Here is a 16,692-nt window from a genome sequence, read left to right as displayed (position 1 = left end):
CGAGCACATTCAAACCATAAACTAAACCCTGCCCGCCAACCCCTCAACCCGCTCAATCGCCGCCAGCAACCTTGCTTCTGTCACCGCTTCGGCCATATTCGCCATATCCGGCGCGTGCACCGATTCACGCACAATCAGCGCCAGCTCACTCGCCTCTAAATCGGCAATTTCGCGCAGCGTCAGCGGTACGCCGCAGTCGCGCGCCAGGCGCATCTCATCCAGCACTTCCTCATCCGTGCGGTTCTCCAGCGCCAGCAAGCACAGGTTGCCGAAGCCGACCAGCAAGCCGTGGCCAAATTCGCGGGTTTTATCACAGAAGGTAAAGCCTTCATAAATCGCATGTGAAGCGGCAGCATGCGCGCCGTTGCTCATCAGCGAGGTCAATCCGGCCCAGGTAAAAATCGCATCGAGCACCTGATCGAGCGACGCGCTGCTCTCACCGCGCAGCACCGCGGCATAGGCTGCCGGGCCGTGTTCGGCAATCACGTCATAACAGATCCGGCTATGCGCCAGCGAAGAACGCGCATTGCCTTCGCGCGCGGGATGACGGGCGCTGACCGCGCGGAACTCGTACCACTTGGCCAGCGTATCGCCCAAGCCAGCCGCCAGCCAGCGCGCGGGCGCGTTGGCCAGCAGCTCACTATCAATAATCACCGCCGCTGGAGCCTGCGGTAGCGGGAAGATATCGAAGAAATTGCCGTTGTCGTCATAGCGAATACTCAGCGGCGTCACCGCCGAACAGGTGGCGGCGATGGTCGGCAGCGTCACCACCGGCAAGCCGAGCTGCGCGCCGACCGCTTTCACCGTATCCAGCGATTTACCGCCGCCAACGCCAATCAGCACCTCGGCGTGCAACTCGCTGGCAATGGCTGCCAGACGATTGATGTGCGTGATCGACGTTTCGCCGCCAAACCACTCTTGCGCCAGCAGCGTGACGTTAGCGGCCAGCAGCTGCGCACGCGCCTGACTTTCCACGGCCTGCAACGCCTGATGGCCACCAATGAGCAGCGCACGCTGGCCCAACCCGGCACAGATCGCGCCCAGTTGATTGATCACCCCAGCACCGCGTAGCACGCGTGCCGGGAACACCAGATCCTGTTGTGTCATCACTTGTTCTCTGTGTAACGGACGCCGGGCAACACGCACAGCATCTCATAAAGGATATTGGCCGCCAGCTGTGAGGTCATGCCGCTGATGTCATACGGCGGCGACACTTCCACCAGATCGCCGCCCACCAGGTTCAGCCCACGGCAGCCGCGCACGATCTCCAGCCCCTGCATCGAGGTCAAACCGCCCACTTCCGGCGTACCGGTACCGGGCGCCCAGGCGGGATCGAAGCTGTCGATGTCGTAAGAGAGATACACCGGGCCGTCGCCGATACGCGCGCGCACCTCGGCCATCAGCGGCGTCATCGAGCGATACCAGCACTGCTCGGCGGGTACCAGATGGAAGCCCTGATCGACACCCCACTGAAAATCATCGGCGGCGTAACCCTGCGCACGTTGGCCAATCTGCACCACGCGCTGACAGTCAAGCAGGCCTTCTTCCACCGCGCGGCGGAAGGTGGTGCCGTGCGCGATCTTCTCGCCAAACATCTCATCGTTGGTATCGGTATGCGCATCAATATGAATCAGGCCCATCGGCCCATGCTTCTTCGCCAGCGCGCGCAAAATTGGCAGCGTCAGCGTGTGATCGCCACCGAGCGTTAAGGGGATAATCGGCCAGTTATTCAGCTCGGTATAATAGCTTTCAATGATATCGACCGATTTCAGCAGGCTGTAGGTGTTGATCGGCACATCACCGAGATCGCCAACGCGCAGCGAATCAAACGGTGCCGCGCCGGTGGCCATGTTGTAAGGGCGAATCATCACCGAATCGGCGCGAATGGCGCGCGGCCCGTAGCGTGTGCCGCTGCGCTGCGAGGTGCCGATATCCAGCGGGATGCCAACAAAAGCCACATCTAAATCGGCCGGGGATTCCGCGGCGGGCAGACGCATCATGGTGCCGCGTCCGGCGAAACGAGGCATTTCATTACCGCCTTGCGGCTGAGGGAAATCGGTCATCATGGGCTCCTGCGGCTAAGTGAAGCCCATCATTACCCGGTTGGCTGACGGGAAAAATCCTTGACAGCAGATAATCACTTCAGAGATTACTTAACTTTAGTCAGCAATCACTGAAGGAAAATCGGTGCAGACGCTTCCCAACCTTAAACTGCTGCAGGTGTTTGCCAGCGTGGTGGAAAATCAGGGCTATTCTCGCGCGCAGCAGGCGCTTAACATGACCACGCCCGCCATCAGCGCCTACATGAGCGAGCTGGAAAGCCAGCTCGGTTTTATCCTGTGCCAGCGCGGGCGCGGCGGCTTTACGCTCACCAGCAAAGGCGAGCAGTTTTATCGCTACAGCCAGGAGATGCTGGCGACGCTGGCGGGCTGGCAGGAGCAGGTGGAAACGCTGAAAAGCGCGCAGGGCGGGACGTTCTCGCTGGGCGTGGTGGATGCCACCGTCACCGACAGCACGCTGGATCTGCCCGCCGCCATTGCCCGCTTCAACCAGCGCTTTCCGGCAGTGTTTTTTAACCTGAGCGTGCGCGATCCGAATGAGCTGCAGCAGCAATTGCTGGAGGATCGGCTCGATTTGGCGATTGGCCACTTTCCGCTGCGTGCCAGCAATCTGGTGACCATCCCGCTGTATGAGGAGCAGCATTGGCTCTATTGCAGCCCGGAACATCCGCTGGCTGAGGGCCATCCAGATGTGCGTACCGTGCAGCAAACCGGCATGGTGACGCGACGTTACTGGAATCAACAGGAGCTGAACAAGCGCGGTTTCCGCCAGAGCAACGCGTCGGTGGAGAGTATCGAAGCGCAGCTGACGCTGATTCTCTCCGGCCGTTTTATCGGTTATCTGCCCGAACACTATGCGCGCAGCGGAGAACAGCAGGGCACGCTGTGCCGCCTGCTGCCGCACCATTTCCACTTCCGCGCACCCTTCTCCTTTGCTTTTCGCCGCGGGCGCGCGCGTGAAACGCTGATCCGCGCGATGCGTGAAATTCTGAATCCAGCGCGAAAAAATAGCAGCGAAAGCTGACGCTGCGCCAATACTGTGTAAAAATACAGGCCAATTCAGCAAACAGTAATGAATATGGCCCTGACAGCAGCGATAAAAAGCCAGATTGCGCAATGGTATAAGGCGCTGCAGCAGCAGGTTCCTGACTTTATCCCGCGCGCGCCGCAGCGCCAGATGATTGCCGAAGTGGCGAAAAGTCTGGCCGGTGACGAAGGGCGCCATCTGGCGATTGAAGCGCCAACCGGCGTAGGAAAAACCCTCTCTTATCTGATTCCCGGCATTGCGGTGAGCCGCGCCGAGGAAAAACGGCTGGTGATCAGCACCGCCAATGTGGCGTTGCAGGATCAGATCTTCACGAAGGATCTGCCGCTGCTGAAGAAAATTATCCCCGATCTCACCTTTACTGCGGCCTTTGGCCGAGGACGCTATGTCTGCCCGCGTAACCTTGCGGCGCTGGCGGCTACCGAGGATCAGCAGGGCGATTTATTGCTCTATCTCGATGAAGAGGCGGTGAGCGGTTCCAAAGAGGAGCAGAAATTCTGCGCCAAACTGGAGAAACAACTCAGCAGCTACCGCTGGGATGGTTTGCGCGATCACACCGATGTCACCATCGACGATAGCCTGTGGAAGCGCCTCTCAACCGACAAAGCCAACTGCCTTGGCCATCACTGTCGCTGGTATCGCGAATGCCCATTCTTTGTTGCGCGCCGCGAAATTGAGCAGGCGGATGTGGTGGTGGCGAACCATGCGTTGGTGATGGCGGCGATGGAGAATGAATCGGTGCTGCCGCCGGCAAAAAACCTGATGCTGGTGCTGGATGAAGGTCATCATTTGCCAGAAGTGGCACGCGATGCGCTGGAGATGAGTGCGGAAATCACGCCGGGCTGGAGCAGTTTGCAGCTCGATCTGTTCGTGCGGCTGGTAGAAACCATCATGGCGCAGTTTCGGCCAAAATCGCCGCCGCCGCTCACCAATCCGGAACGCCTCAAAGGCCACTGCGATGAAATGCGCGAGCTGCTGCAAATTCTCTGCGACGCCCTCAATCCGCTGCTGCCGGGCAACAATCAACCGGGCGAATTCCGCTTTGTGCTGGGCGAACTGCCAGAAGAGTTGATCAGCCTCTGCGCGCGGCTGTTTAAGCTCAGCGATGCGCTGCGCGGCTTGAGTGAAGGATTGCTCAACGAGCTCGGCGATCAAACCGGTAAAGCCGACATTATGCGGCTGCATAAAGCCATCATTCAGCTCAATCGCCATTTCGGCTGGTTCGAATCGATCAGCAAACTGTGGCGGCTGGCGGCGATGGAGAAAGCCTCGAATGCACCGGTATCGAAATGGATTACGCGTGAGATTCGTGAAGGGCAGGCGCATCTGCTGTTCCACTGCGCGGGCATTCGCGTTAGCGATCAGCTGGAAAAAATCCTGTGGCGCAAAATTCCGCATGTGGTGGTGACTTCCGCGACGCTGCGATCGCTGAACAGCTTTAACCGATTGCAGGAGATGTCTGGCCTGAGCGAAAAAGCGGGCGATCGTTTTGTGGCGCTGGATTCGCCGTTTAACCATATCGAACAGGGCAAACTGGTTATCCCGCAGATGCAGTTTGAGCCGCTGATGGCGCAGGAAGCGGAACACATCGCTGAGATGGCGCGCTTTTTCCGCCAGCAGATTGCCGAAGAGCAGCACAAAGGCGTGCTGGTGCTGTTCGCCAGCGGGCGCGCGATGCAGCAGTTTGTCAGCCACGTTACCGATCTGCGCCTGTCGATGCTGGTGCAGGGCGATCAACCGCGTTCGCGGCTGGTGGCGTTGCATCGGGAACGCGTCGAAGCCGGCAAAACCAGTATTTTAGTCGGGCTGCAATCGTTCGCCGAAGGGCTGGATTTGAAGGGCGATCTGCTGTCGCAGGTGCATATCCATAAAATCGCTTTTCCGCCGGTGGACAGTCCGGTAATTTTGACCGAGGGCGAATGGCTGAAGAGCCTGAAACGTTATCCTTTCGAGGTGCAGAGCTTGCCGAGCGCCTCCTTTACTCTGATTCAGCAGGTAGGACGTTTGATTCGCAGCCACAGCTGCTTTGGCGAAATCGTGATTTACGATCGCCGCCTGCTCAACAAAGCCTACGGCAGCCGACTGCTGGCCGCATTACCGGTGTTCCCGATTGAGCAACCGCCGATGCCGGAAGCCAGCGGTGAAAAAGCAAAAAAACGCCGCAGTAAGAAAACCTAATTATCAATGTTGGCAGCCGCATGGCGGCGCGCCCTGGAAGCGGGAATGCCTGATGGAACTGAACAAAATCATTAAAGAGATTGGGCGCGGTAAAAATCACGCGCGCGATATCGATTTCGACACCGCGCAGGCGTTGTACCGCGCGATGCTGGCGGGTGAAGTGCCGGAGCTGGAGCTGGGTGGCATCCTGATTGCGTTGCGTATCAAAGGCGAAGGCGAAGAGGAGATGCGTGGTTTTTATCACGCCATGCAGCAGCAGATGATGCAGCTGCAGGCACCTGCTAACCGCCCGATGCCGATTGTTATCCCCAGCTACAACGGCGCACGACGCCAGGGCAACCTGACGCCGCTGCTGGCGCTGCTGCTGGTGAAACTCGGCTTCCCGGTGCTGCTGCACGGCGTCAGCGATGATCCGACGCGCATCACCTCCGAAGCGGTGCTGGCGGCGCTGGACATCGCGCCGGTAACCTCGGCCGAACAGGCGCAGGCGAAGCTGGATAACGGCGAGCTGGCGTTTATCACCATCGACCACCTCTGTGCGCCGATGGCGAAACAGCTGTCGCTGCGCTGGCGCATGGGCGTGCGCAACAGCGCGCATACGCTGGCGAAGCTGGCCACGCCGTTTGCTGAGCGTGCGGCACTGCGCCTGGCCAGCGTGTCGCATCCGGAATATGTGCCGCGCGTGGGCAAATTCTTCCAGGATATCGATGCTCCGGCGATTCTGTTGAATGGCACGGAAGGTGAGGTGTACGCCAATCCGCAGCGCTGTCCGGCTATTAATTACATGCGCGGCGCGGGTAGCGAAGCGGAAGTGTGGGTTAAGCGCCAGCCGGAAGTGAGCGTGGAACTGCCGGAAAGCAAAAGCGCAGCGGATACCGCCGCGTGGATCAAGCAGGTGTTAGCCGGTGAACGCGCGGTGCCGCAGGCGCTGCGACTGCAGCTGGCATGCTGTTTGGTGGCGACCGGTGAATCGGCCAACCTGGCGGATGCGGAAGCGCGTTTGCAATTGGCAGAGATTTAAAGAATAAAGCGATTGAATTTAGCGCCTTACTTGTAGCATGCACAATCTGTAGCGGCGCGATTAATCGCGCTTTTCAATGGCGGTAATGTGCCCATCCAGATAATGCGCAATAAATTGCGCCGCTACGGTACGAGCAAATGGCGACCGCGATCAGGCTTTCGCCAGCACGCTCTCCACTAACTGCTGCCAGAAGGTAATGCCGATTGGCAGCAGCTCATCGTTAAAGTCGTAGTTGGCGTTATGCAGCGGTGCGGAAGGTGTCGCGCCATCGGCACCTAACCAGAAATAGGCGCCGGGACAGGCTTCCAGCATGCAGGCAAAATCTTCGGATGCCATGGAAGGGTTAACCTGCCAGTTGACCTGCGCTTCACCGAGCAGATTGACACCGACCGCGCGCACCTGTTCTGCCTGCTCGGCATGGTTGGCGGTGACCGGATAACCGGGATACCAGTGAATCTCGCCGCTAACGCCAAACGGGCGCGGCAAGGTAGTGACAAAATCCTCAATCAGACCGCGCACGCGATTGCGTACGTCGGTCTGCAAACATCGCACCGTGCCGCGTAACACGATCTGCTCAGGAATGACGTTAATCGCTTCGCCGCCGTGAATCTGCGTCACGCTCACCACGGCGGAGGCCAGCGGCGACAGGCGACGTGATGGAATGGTTTGCAGCGCCAGAATCAGTTCCGCCGCCACAACCATCGGATCGGCACCGCTTTCCGGCATCGCCGCATGACAGCTTTTACCGTGCAGGGTAATTTCAAACGAATCGAGTGACGCCATCATCGCGTCTGGATTCACCGCCAGCGTTCCTACCGGCATCCCCGGCCAGTTGTGCATGGCGTAAACCGCATCCATCGGGAAGCGCTGGAACAGACCCTCTTCCACCATCTTGCGTGCGCCACCGAGGTTCTCCTCAGCGGGCTGGAAGATAAAGTGGAGTGTGCCGCTGAAGTTACGCGTGGCGGCGAGCTGACAGGCTGCGGCCAGCAGAATGGCGGTGTGGCCATCGTGACCGCAGGCGTGCATGACGCCGGTTTTCTGTGACTTCCACTGCGGAGTGCCTTTTTCGGTAATCGGCAACGCGTCCATATCGGCACGCAGGCCAATAATCGGGCCGGGACCGTTTTCTAATGTGCCAATGACGCCAGTGCCCGCCAGGCCACGAAACACCTGTAATCCGGCATCAGCCAGAACGTTAGCGACCAGCTCGCTGGTTTGCTGCTCCTGGTAACCCAGCTCAGGATGTTGATGTAACTGACGACGCCAGTGCAGGGCGTTTTCCAGCAGGACAGCAGGCAGGCTCATAAGGTAAGGCTCTCCATCAGCAGCAGTGGCTGCAAAATAATGTATTTACTGTAGTGGCAAGCGCATGGCGGCGTCTATCGTGGAGCGTAAGAATTTGGCTATAGGGTATAGCGGAATGGAATATAGCGAACGGGCTGGTAAGCTCCTTCTCCCGCTTGCGGGAGAAGGCTGGGATGAGGGGAATGCTGCACAATGTTGAAAGGTGCGCGCTGTCCCTCACCTTAACCCTCTCCCGCAGGCGGGAGAGGGGATTGATCGGCGTGCGCGGGTTGGACGTTATTTCTGCATCGGCAGGTTGAGACCGTGCTCCTGCGCGCAGCTTTGCGCTAATTCGTAACCTGCATCCGCGTGACGCATTACGCCAGTGGCCGGATCGTTCCACAGCACGCGGCCCAAACGCGCATCCGCTTCTTTGCTGCCGTCACAGACAATCACCACGCCGGAGTGCTGAGAGAAGCCCATGCCGACGCCGCCGCCATGATGCAGGCTCACCCAGGTCGCGCCGCCCGCAGTGTTCAGCAAGGCATTCAGCAGCGGCCAGTCTGAAACCGCATCTGAACCATCTTTCATCGCTTCGGTTTCACGGTTCGGTGAAGCCACGGAACCGCAATCCAGGTGATCGCGACCAATCACGATGGGCGCTTTCAGCTCGCCGTTACGCACCATTTCGTTGAACGCCAGCGCCGCTTTGTGACGCTCGCCGAGGCCCAGCCAGCAGATACGCGCCGGTAAGCCCTGGAAGGCAATACGCTCCTGCGCCATATCCAGCCAGCGATGCAGATTGTGGTGATCCGGGAACAGCTCTTTCAGTTTGGCATCGGTCTTGTAGATATCTTCGGCATCGCCCGACAGCGCTACCCAGCGGAACGGGCCTTTGCCTTCACAGAACAGCGGACGAATATAGGCGGGCACAAAGCCGGGGAAATCGAAGGCATTCTTCACGCCTTCATCCAGCGCCACCTGACGGATATTGTTACCGTAATCCACGGTCGGCACGCCCATATGATGGAAATCGAGCATCGCCTGCACATGTACCGCCATGGAGGCACGCGCGGCTTTCTCCACCGCCTTCGGATTGCTGACGCGCTCAGCTTCCCAGCGCGCCACATCCCAACCCACCGGCAGATAGCCGTTGATCGGATCGTGCGCCGAGGTCTGATCGGTGACGATATCCGGCTTCATGCCGCCCGCTTTGGCACGTTTTACCAGCTCTGGCACAATTTCAGCGGCGTTGCCCAGCAGGCCAACAGAAATAGCGCGCTTCTCTTTATTCGCCTGATCGATCAGTTCCAGCGCGTCGTCGAGCGTGTAGGCTTTATGGTCGACATAACGGGTGCGGATACGGAAATCGATACGCGACTCCTGGCACTCAATGGCTAACACGCTGGCACCGGCCAATACGCCCGCCAGCGGTTGTGCGCCGCCCATGCCGCCCAAACCGGCGGTGAGGATCCAGCGACCGCTCAGATCGCTGTCGTAATGCTGGCGACCGGCTTCGGCGAAGGTCTCAAACGTTCCCTGCACGATGCCCTGCGCACCGATGTAGATCCACGATCCGGCCGTCATCTGGCCGTACATCATCAGGCCTTTTTTATCCAGCTCGTGGAAGTGATCCCACGTCGCCCAATGCGGTACCAGGTTGGAGTTGGCCAGCAGCACGCGCGGCGCATCGGCATGGGTACGGAACACGCCCACCGGTTTGCCAGACTGGATCAGCAGCGTCTCATCCGGCTGTAACGCACGCAGCGAACGCAGGATCTGCTCGAAGCACTCCCAGTTGCGTGCGGCTTTACCGATGCCGCCGTACACCACCAGATCTTCTGGGCGCTCCGCCACGTCAGGATCGAGGTTGTTCTGGATCATGCGGTAGGCCGCTTCAATCAACCAGTTGGCGCAGTGCAATTCATTACCGCGCGGCGCACGGATTTCACGGGCTACAGCCTGAGTCAAAGTTTCGCTCATCATCGATTCCTTAATTAACAGTCTTACGCTTACTTGGCAGCAGCGCGGTAAGGGATTCTGGCCAGGCTGAATCGCTGGCCCACAGGCGCATGGATTCAATATCCGGCGCCAGTAAACGGTCGTGATCGAGGAAGGCCACGTTCGCGCGGATGCGGCGCATCTCTTGCTCTAGCGTTGGCGAGCTCTGCAGCGGGCGGTGGAAATCGATACCTTGCGCGGCGGCCATCGCTTCAATGCCTACCACGGCGGCGGTGTTAAAGCACATGCTGCCGAGGCGGCGGGCGGCGTAAGTGGCCATTGAGACGTGATCTTCCTGGTTGGCCGAGGTCGGTAGGCTGTCAACGCTGCCCGGGTGCGCGAGCGATTTATTCTCGGAAGCCAGCGCCGCTGCCGTCACCTGCGCAATCATAAAGCCGGAGTTAACACCGCCGTCGTTGACGAGGAACGGTGGCAGGCCAGAAAGACCGGTATCCAGCAGCAGCGCCAGACGACGCTCGGAAATGGCACCGATTTCGGCAATCGCCAGCGCCAGAATATCGGCGGCAAAGGCGACCGGCTCGGCGTGGAAGTTGCCGCCGGAGATGACATCGCCGCTGTCGCTGAACACCAGCGGGTTATCGGAAGCCGCGTTAGCTTCAATCTGCAACACGCGCGCGGCGTGCGTCAGGTTATCAAGGCAGGCGCCCATCACCTGTGGTACGCAGCGAATCGAGTAGGGATCCTGCACGCGGCCACAGTGGGTGTGCGAGCTGAGAATTTCGCTACCGGCTAATAAAGAGGAGACGGCGGCGGCGACGTTGATCTGTCCCACCTGACCGCGCGCCTCGTGAATACGCGCATCATAAGGTTTTACTGAACCTTTGATCGCTTCCAGCGATAACGCACCGGCCATCAAGCCAGCGGCGAACAGATTTTCCGCTTCGAACAGGCCGCGCAGCGCCAGCGCAGTTGAGACCTGGGTGCCATTCAACAGCGCCAGGCCCTCTTTTGGCCCCAGCACGATTGGCGGTAAGCCAACGCGCGCCAACCCTTCGGTGGCGGGGATCAGTTCGCCATCCACGCGCACCTGGCCTTCGCCGAGCAGCATCAGCGACATGTGCGCCAGCGGTGCCAGATCGCCGGATGCGCCGACCGATCCTTTCTCCGGAATACACGGCATCACACCGGCGTTGAACAGCGCCAGCAGGGCTTCGATCAGTTCGATGCGCACGCCGGAATGACCGCGTGCCAGGCTAATAATTTTGGTGGCCACCACCAAACGCGCGACATTGTCGGGCAGCAGATCGCCCAACCCCACGCTGTGCGACAGCACCAGATTGCGTTGCAGTTCGGCCAATCGCGCCGAGGGGATCTGCGTCTGCGCCAGCTTGCCGAAACCGGTATTGATGCCGTACACCACGTTGCCGGATGCGACAATGGCATCAACGGTTTCATGGGCACGATCGATCGCCGCACGCGCGTCATCCGCCAACGTGAGCGTAACCTTGCTTTGATAGATGGTGCGCAAGGTCGCGAGGTCCACTTCACCGGGAACGAGGCGAATTTCCTGAACCGAACCTGACATAGTCTACTCCTGTCTATACAAGTGATCTGGCATATGTCGGACGCCAGTATTTTGCGATGTGGCTGTCCGATTTACCGTGGATTGCGATGAGTGAAGCATAAGTGTCTAATCTTGTCTATACAAGTAGCAAGCGCTATGCCAGATTGTTCTGGTTCTGTGAAATACCGCGCAGTGCGCTGTAGCAGACGCAACGGCGCAAAAGGTGCACCGAAACAGGGCGAAAGCTGCACCAATGGTGAACTGTCTGCACAATTAGATGTATATACATTTACGGGCTGAGACAGTAAACTTTGGGCATTATTCATAAAAGGAACAGGAAATGGCCGAGCAAACAGCAGTAGCACAGCTGGCTGCGGCGATGGGCGATGAGCCCGCGCCAATTTACCAGCGGGTGAAGCAGGCGATCGTCAGCCAGATCCGCGAAGGTCACTGGAAAGCCAACCAGCGGGTGCCATCTGAAAGTGAGTTGGTGAACGAGCTGGGCGTGAGCCGCATGACCATCAACCGTGCGTTGCGTGAGCTGACCAGCGAGGGTTTTCTGGTGCGCATGCAGGGCGTTGGCACCTTTGTCGCGGAGATGAAGGGCTACACGGCAATGCTGGAAGTGCACAATATTGCCGATGAGATCGCTCAGCGTGGTCATCAGCACAGCTGCAAAATTTTATCGATTGGCCAGATGAAGGCCGACCCCGAGCAGGCAGCGGTGTTGGGCTTATCCACCGGCCAGACGCTGTTTCACTCGCTGATTGTGCATTACGAAAACGACTTGCCGGTGCAGCTGGAAGATCGTCTGGTCAATCCGCTGGTGGCACCGGATTATCTCAGTCAGGATTATCATCAGCTGACGCCGTACACCTATTTAATGCGCGTGGCGCCGTTGACCGCCGGTGAGCATATTGTTGAAGCGGTGCTGCCGGATCTGCGCCAGCGTAAGCATCTGGCGCTGGATGAGCACGAGCCATGCCTGCTGATTCGTCGTCAGACGTGGAGCGACAATAAGATTGTGACTTACGCGCGTCTGCTCTATCCGGGCTCGCGTTATAAGTTGCTGGGGCGTTTTCGAGGGCATGGTTAAGCGTTGCTTCCCCTCACCCGAGCCCTCTCCCGCGGGCGGGAGAGGGGACTAGCCGGTGCGGTTTGGGATAATTGAGCTGAATCGAGGTGTTCATCGCTGAATCTACTCGTTCATCGCTCGATCGGCTCCTTCTCCCGCTGGCGGGAGAAGGTTGGGATGAGGGGAACGCGGCTCTCACTCTACCCGGCTAAGCGCCACAAACAGCAGTTCGGCATCCGGCGTTTGCGGTGCCAGCTGCGTAGGCTCATCCAGCCACCAGATCCCCTGATTCATGGCCAGCGTTTCTCCGCCTGGCATTTGCCACGAACCCGCCACCACCCACGCCACGCCGTGTTCACTGCTAACCGTTTGTTTTGCGATCGCCACCTCTGAATGCCAGCTATCGCGCCGCGTCATGATATTAAAGTCCTGACAGCTGCCGCTAATTTTGGCCTCAATTGCCCATTCACCCGGAAATGCCCACGGCTGCAGCGGCGTTAAGCGCTGTTGCGCGTGCTCACTCTCCAGCACAACGCTGTCGCCGTATAGCAGGGTAATCACGCGGTCGATGCCGGGAAAGGGCGAAAACGGCCCGTCGGCGGAGATGGTCGCGATGCTGGCACGCCAGGCAAACTGCGCTGCGCCTGGCGGATAGCTGATGATTTCGCGCGTCTCGCCGCCGCCGTTACGCCAGCGGCTCACCGGCAGTTGCTCATAGGCAAAACGCGTTCTCATTGCAGCGCCCTCATCGCCTCGGCAAAGCGCGCCGCTGCTACTTCTTCGGCCGGATGATGGCCATGATGAATCACCTGTTTACCGGCCACAAATACGTCGCGAATCTGCTCGCGCTGCCCGCCAAATAGCCAGCGATTCAGCAGCGAAGCGCTGCTCACGCTGCCGAGAAATGCATCTTCTGCCAGCACCAACCAATCGGCACGTTTGCCCATCGCCAATTCGCCCGCTGCTAAACCGCACGCCTGCGCGCCACCCTGCGCGGCTTGCTGCCACAGCAGATCGCCCACCGACGGTTGATTCGGCAATGTGATGCGGTTGCGACGGCGATCGCGTAGTCGCTGGCCGTACTCCAGCCAGCGCAGCTCCTCCAGCGCGCTGAGCGAAACATGGCTGTCGGAACCAATGCCCCAGCGGCCGCCGCGTGCAATGTACTCAACCGCCGGGAAAATGCCGTCGCCGAGGTTGGCTTCAGTGGTCGGACATAAACCGGCCACCGCGCCGCTTGCCGCCATGCGCTGAATCTCATCGTCATCCAGATGGGTAGCGTGAATCAAACACCAGCGCTGATCGACATTAAAGCGGTTGAGCAGCCAGGCCACCGGACGTTCGCCGCTCCACGTTAGGCTGTCATTCACCTCTTTTTCCTGCTCGGCAACGTGAATGTGCACCGGCACATCCTGCGGGCAGGCGGTTAACACCTCATGCATTTGCGCTTCACTCACCGCGCGCAGCGAATGGAAACAGATGCCATGATTAAGCAGCGGTTTATCCGCGCTCCAGCTCGCCACGCGCTGCTGCTGTTGCAGGTAGGCTTCAGTTTGCTGGATGAAACGGCGCTGACCGTCGCTGGCCGGCTGCGCACCAAAGCCGCTGTAGCTATACAGCACCGGCAGCAAAGTTTGGCCGATGCCTGCCGTGTCTGCCGCTGCCATTAAATGCAGCAGCATTGCATCATCGGCATACGGCTGCCCGTGCGGATCGTGGTGTAGGTAGTGGAATTCTGCCACCTGGCTGTAACCGCCTTTTAGCATGTCGATGTAGAGATGCGTGGCGATATCGCCAACCTGCTGCGGCGATAGCCGCTGCACCATGCGGTACATCAGATCGCGCCATGTCCAGAAGCTGTCCTGCGGATCGCCCGCCACTTCGGCCAACCCAGCCATCGCGCGCTGAAAGGCGTGCGAATGCAGATTGGCAATCGCCGGGATAACCGATCCAGCAAGGCGCGTGGCCGTGCCGGGTTCGCTATCAGGCGTGAGTTCGGTGATTTGGCCGGCTGCGTTGGTGGTGATCAGCACGTGCTCATGCCAGCCGTCGGCCAGCAATGCGCGTGGGGCAAAATACGTTGTCATGGTTGATCCTGCATGGCGGAAAGTTGTATATACATATACATACTTTGATGCGCAGTGTAAATCGCCGAACGTGAAGGGGAGTGGGATGGCAGAAGCAAAGCAGATCGACAGCCTGTGGCTGGGGGCCGACATCGTTACGATGCGTGACGGACACTACAATCTGATTGCCGACGGCGCGCTAGCGGTCGATCAGGGAAAACTGATTTGGGTGGGGCCGCGCAGCGATTGTCCGGCTTTCGCACCGCGTAAACAGCACGAATTTTCCGGCGGCATCATTACGCCTGGTTTAGTGGATTGCCACACGCATCTGGTGTTTGGCGGCGATCGCAGCCAGGAGTTTGAGCAGCGTTTGAATGGCGTCAGCTATACGGAGATTGCGGCGCAGGGCGGCGGCATTCTCTCCACGGTTCGCGCCACGCGAGCTGCAACTCAGCAAGAGCTGGTGGCAAGCGCGCGGTGGCGGCTGGATCGTCTGCTGGCGGAAGGCGTGACCACGGTAGAGATCAAATCCGGTTACGGCCTCGATGAAGCCAGCGAGCTCACGATGCTGCGTGCCATCCGCGAGCTGGCGGAAACGGTGCCCGCCGATGTACAGGCCACCTGTTTAGCCGCGCACGGTTTTCCGCCGGAGTTTAAAGACAACCCGCAAGGCTGGATCGATATCATCTGCCAACGCCTGTTACCGCAGGTAAAAGCAGACGGTTTGGCGGATGCGGTGGATGCATTCTGCGAACATTTAGCCTTTTCACCGCAGCAGGTCAGCGCGGTATTCGATGCCGCTAAAGCCTTAGATTTGCCGGTGAAACTGCATGCCGAGCAGCTTTCCGCGCTAGGCGGCGCGGCGCTGGCGGCGCGTTACGGTGCGCTCTCCGCCGATCATCTGGAATATGCGACTGAAGAGGATGCCAAAGCGATGGCACAGCACGGCACCGTGGCGGTGCTATTGCCGGGCGCGTTTTATCTGCTGCGCGAAACCCAGCATCCGCCGGTCGCACTTTTCCGGCAACACGGCGTGCCGATGGCGCTGGCCAGCGATGCCAATCCGGGCACCTCACCGGCGCTATCGCTGCGCCTGATGTTGAATATGGGCTGCACGCTGTTTGGTCTGACGCCGGAAGAGGCGCTGGCTGGCGTGACGCTGTGGGGCGCTAAAGCGCTGGGCTTAGCGCAATCGCACGGTTCGCTGGAAGCGGGCAAGGTGGCGAATTTTGTTCACTGGCCGCTGGCGCGTCCGGCAGAGTTGGTTTACTGGCTGGGCGGCGAATTGCCGTGCCAGGTTATCTATCGTGGAGAAGCGCAATGACCCCTTTTCATTTCACCGCCGGCAAGATTCCGTTGCTGGTTAGCATTCCGCATGCGGGCACCCAATTAACGCCAGACGTTGAGGCCGGATTGAGCGACGCGGCGTGCGGCCTGCCGGACACCGATTGGCATCTGCCGCTACTGTACGATTTTGTCCGCGATTTGGGTGCCAGCGTGCTGATTGGCCACTATTCGCGCTTTGTGATTGACCTCAATCGTCCGGCGGACAATCAACCGCTCTACACCACGGCGACCACCGGTTTATATCCGGAAACGTTATTCGACGGCAGCCCAACCTTTGTCGCAGGTAAAACGCCGAGTGCTGAGGTGCGTCAGGGCTATTTGGACACCATCTGGCAGCCGTATCACCAGCAGCTGCAGCAGGAGCTGGCGCGCCTGAAGGCGCAGCACGGTTACGCGCTGCTGTTTGATGCACACTCGATCGCCTCCGTCATTCCGCGCCTGTTTGACGGGCGTTTGCCGGATCTCAACATCGGCACCAATGATGGCGCCAGCTGTTCAACGCCGGTGATTGAAGCGATTAAACAGGTTTGTACGGCACAAAACGATTACAGCTGGATCGCCAACGGACGCTTCAAAGGTGGCTATATTACGCGCGCCTACGGCCAGCCGGAGCAGGGCGTGCAGGCGGTGCAGCTGGAGCTGGCGCAGCTTAATTATATGGATGAGACGCCGCCGTTTGCCTGGCAACAGGACCGCGCTGGGCAGCTACAGAAGGTGCTGAAACCGCTGCTGCAGGCGTTTATTGAAGCGGGTAAACCCGTTTAACCCTCCGCACAAACCGTAGCGGCGCGATTTATCGCGCGTATTAATGGCGGCATTATGCCCCTCCAGAAATGGCGCAATAAATTGCGCCGCTACGATTCATTACTCTGCACCACCACCATGCACATCCTGCCCCCATACGGTGCAGCATTGATCGCGCTGCGTGACAATCCCCCTGATTCTGCGGCTTTGCCATTTTGGCATAGCGCTTGCTAGGTTGTATGTACAAGTAAACACCACGCAGCGATTATGATTTTTTATACTGGCTGGCTCACAAAAAGCTTATGCCGACAATGATCTGCCGCACGCTAACTTGTATATACAT

13 protein-coding genes are annotated in these 16,692 nt (G+C 59.2%); 6 read left to right on the top strand and 7 right to left on the bottom strand.

The window, feature by feature from the left end:
* Positions 1 to 21 precede the first annotated feature (21 nt).
* Both WFL93_RS03035 and speB read right to left on the bottom strand, forming a co-directional pair.
* Positions 22 to 1,107 carry an iron-containing alcohol dehydrogenase family protein gene (locus tag WFL93_RS03035; RefSeq protein WP_336777402.1) on the bottom strand — a complete coding sequence of 362 codons (1,086 nt, stop codon included), beginning with the start codon at positions 1,105 to 1,107 and terminating at the stop codon, positions 22 to 24.
* Positions 1,107 to 2,063: an agmatinase gene (gene speB, locus WFL93_RS03030; RefSeq protein ID WP_007887791.1), complete on the bottom strand. Its 957-nt coding sequence runs from the start codon at positions 2,061 to 2,063 to the stop codon at positions 1,107 to 1,109. Before speB ends, WFL93_RS03035 begins: the two co-directional genes overlap by 1 nt.
* Before the next feature lie 124 nt (positions 2,064 to 2,187).
* Here speB and WFL93_RS03025 point away from each other — a divergent pair, with 124 nt between their 5' ends.
* Genes WFL93_RS03025 through ybiB form a run of 3 tightly spaced genes read left to right on the top strand, consistent with a single transcriptional unit; the run spans position 2,188 to position 6,304 of the window.
* Positions 2,188 to 3,084 (top strand): LysR family transcriptional regulator, encoded by an 897-nt coding sequence (locus tag WFL93_RS03025; protein ID WP_336777220.1) that lies wholly within the window; start codon positions 2,188 to 2,190, stop codon positions 3,082 to 3,084.
* A gap of 54 nt (positions 3,085 to 3,138) precedes the next feature.
* Positions 3,139 to 5,283 (top strand): ATP-dependent DNA helicase DinG, encoded by a 2,145-nt coding sequence (dinG, locus tag WFL93_RS03020; protein ID WP_180823730.1) that lies wholly within the window; start codon positions 3,139 to 3,141, stop codon positions 5,281 to 5,283.
* Between the two features lie 52 nt (positions 5,284 to 5,335).
* Complete coding sequence (ybiB, locus tag WFL93_RS03015) at positions 5,336 to 6,304, top strand: DNA-binding protein YbiB (protein WP_336777219.1); 969 nt, start codon at positions 5,336 to 5,338, stop codon at positions 6,302 to 6,304.
* Between the two features lie 150 nt (positions 6,305 to 6,454).
* On the opposite strand, the gene WFL93_RS03010 is transcribed toward ybiB, so the two are convergent.
* The 3 genes from WFL93_RS03010 to hutH all read right to left on the bottom strand — a co-directional run bounded on the left by WFL93_RS03010 (position 6,455) and on the right by hutH (position 11,138).
* Complete coding sequence (locus tag WFL93_RS03010; RefSeq protein ID WP_336777218.1) at positions 6,455 to 7,612, bottom strand: M20 aminoacylase family protein; 1,158 nt, start codon at positions 7,610 to 7,612, stop codon at positions 6,455 to 6,457.
* Between the two features lie 276 nt (positions 7,613 to 7,888).
* A complete protein-coding gene (gene hutU, locus WFL93_RS03005; RefSeq protein ID WP_336777401.1) occupies positions 7,889 to 9,574 on the bottom strand; it encodes a urocanate hydratase in 1,686 nt (561 codons plus the stop codon).
* A gap of 10 nt (positions 9,575 to 9,584) precedes the next feature.
* Positions 9,585 to 11,138, bottom strand: coding sequence for a histidine ammonia-lyase (gene hutH / locus WFL93_RS03000; protein WP_007887781.1), 1,554 nt, complete (start codon positions 11,136 to 11,138; stop codon positions 9,585 to 9,587).
* Between the two features lie 319 nt (positions 11,139 to 11,457).
* Between hutH and hutC the strand changes: the two genes are divergently transcribed.
* Positions 11,458 to 12,213 (top strand): histidine utilization repressor, encoded by a 756-nt coding sequence (gene hutC, locus WFL93_RS02995; protein WP_007887779.1) that lies wholly within the window; start codon positions 11,458 to 11,460, stop codon positions 12,211 to 12,213.
* Positions 12,214 to 12,387: 174 nt separating this feature from the next.
* Here hutC and WFL93_RS02990 read toward each other — a convergent pair whose 3' ends face one another.
* Positions 12,388 to 12,927 carry a HutD/Ves family protein gene (locus WFL93_RS02990; RefSeq protein ID WP_336777217.1) on the bottom strand — a complete coding sequence of 180 codons (540 nt, stop codon included), beginning with the start codon at positions 12,925 to 12,927 and terminating at the stop codon, positions 12,388 to 12,390.
* Positions 12,924 to 14,279: a formimidoylglutamate deiminase gene (locus tag WFL93_RS02985; protein ID WP_049850968.1), complete on the bottom strand. Its 1,356-nt coding sequence runs from the start codon at positions 14,277 to 14,279 to the stop codon at positions 12,924 to 12,926. Before WFL93_RS02985 ends, WFL93_RS02990 begins: the two co-directional genes overlap by 4 nt.
* Before the next feature lie 85 nt (positions 14,280 to 14,364).
* Here WFL93_RS02985 and hutI point away from each other — a divergent pair, with 85 nt between their 5' ends.
* Positions 14,365 to 15,582 (top strand): imidazolonepropionase, encoded by a 1,218-nt coding sequence (gene hutI / locus WFL93_RS02980; RefSeq protein ID WP_336777216.1) that lies wholly within the window; start codon positions 14,365 to 14,367, stop codon positions 15,580 to 15,582.
* On the top strand, positions 15,579 to 16,370 hold the full coding sequence (hutG, locus tag WFL93_RS02975; RefSeq protein ID WP_336777215.1) for an N-formylglutamate deformylase: 792 nt from the start codon (positions 15,579 to 15,581) through the stop codon (positions 16,368 to 16,370). Before hutI ends, hutG begins: the two co-directional genes overlap by 4 nt.
* The last annotated feature ends 322 nt before the right edge of the window (positions 16,371 to 16,692 follow it).

Origin of the sequence: Pantoea sp. USHLN256, from assembly GCF_037149875.1 — a bacterium.
GTDB classification, from domain to species: Bacteria; Pseudomonadota; Gammaproteobacteria; order Enterobacterales; family Enterobacteriaceae; genus Pantoea; species Pantoea nemavictus.
The sequence above is the reverse complement of the archived record's forward strand: the minus strand, read 5'-3'. Positions and strand labels throughout refer to the sequence as shown.

What these genes read in the sequence shown, in the direction of transcription:
- WFL93_RS03035 (WP_336777402.1), bottom strand. Translation starts at nt 1,107, where the DNA reads ATGACACAACAGGATCTGGTGTTCCCGGCACGCGTGCTACGCGGTGCT.
- speB (WP_007887791.1), bottom strand. Translation starts at nt 2,063, where the DNA reads ATGACCGATTTCCCTCAGCCGCAAGGCGGTAATGAAATGCCTCGTTTC.
- dinG (WP_180823730.1), top strand. Translation starts at nt 3,139, where the DNA reads ATGGCCCTGACAGCAGCGATAAAAAGCCAGATTGCGCAATGGTATAAG.
- ybiB (WP_336777219.1), top strand. Translation starts at nt 5,336, where the DNA reads ATGGAACTGAACAAAATCATTAAAGAGATTGGGCGCGGTAAAAATCAC.
- WFL93_RS03010 (WP_336777218.1), bottom strand. Translation starts at nt 7,612, where the DNA reads ATGAGCCTGCCTGCTGTCCTGCTGGAAAACGCCCTGCACTGGCGTCGT.
- hutU (WP_336777401.1), bottom strand. Translation starts at nt 9,574, where the DNA reads ATGAGCGAAACTTTGACTCAGGCTGTAGCCCGTGAAATCCGTGCGCCG.
- hutH (WP_007887781.1), bottom strand. Translation starts at nt 11,138, where the DNA reads ATGTCAGGTTCGGTTCAGGAAATTCGCCTCGTTCCCGGTGAAGTGGAC.
- hutC (WP_007887779.1), top strand. Translation starts at nt 11,458, where the DNA reads ATGGCCGAGCAAACAGCAGTAGCACAGCTGGCTGCGGCGATGGGCGAT.
- WFL93_RS02990 (WP_336777217.1), bottom strand. Translation starts at nt 12,927, where the DNA reads ATGAGAACGCGTTTTGCCTATGAGCAACTGCCGGTGAGCCGCTGGCGT.
- WFL93_RS02985 (WP_049850968.1), bottom strand. Translation starts at nt 14,279, where the DNA reads ATGACAACGTATTTTGCCCCACGCGCATTGCTGGCCGACGGCTGGCAT.
- hutI (WP_336777216.1), top strand. Translation starts at nt 14,365, where the DNA reads ATGGCAGAAGCAAAGCAGATCGACAGCCTGTGGCTGGGGGCCGACATC.
- hutG (WP_336777215.1), top strand. Translation starts at nt 15,579, where the DNA reads ATGACCCCTTTTCATTTCACCGCCGGCAAGATTCCGTTGCTGGTTAGC.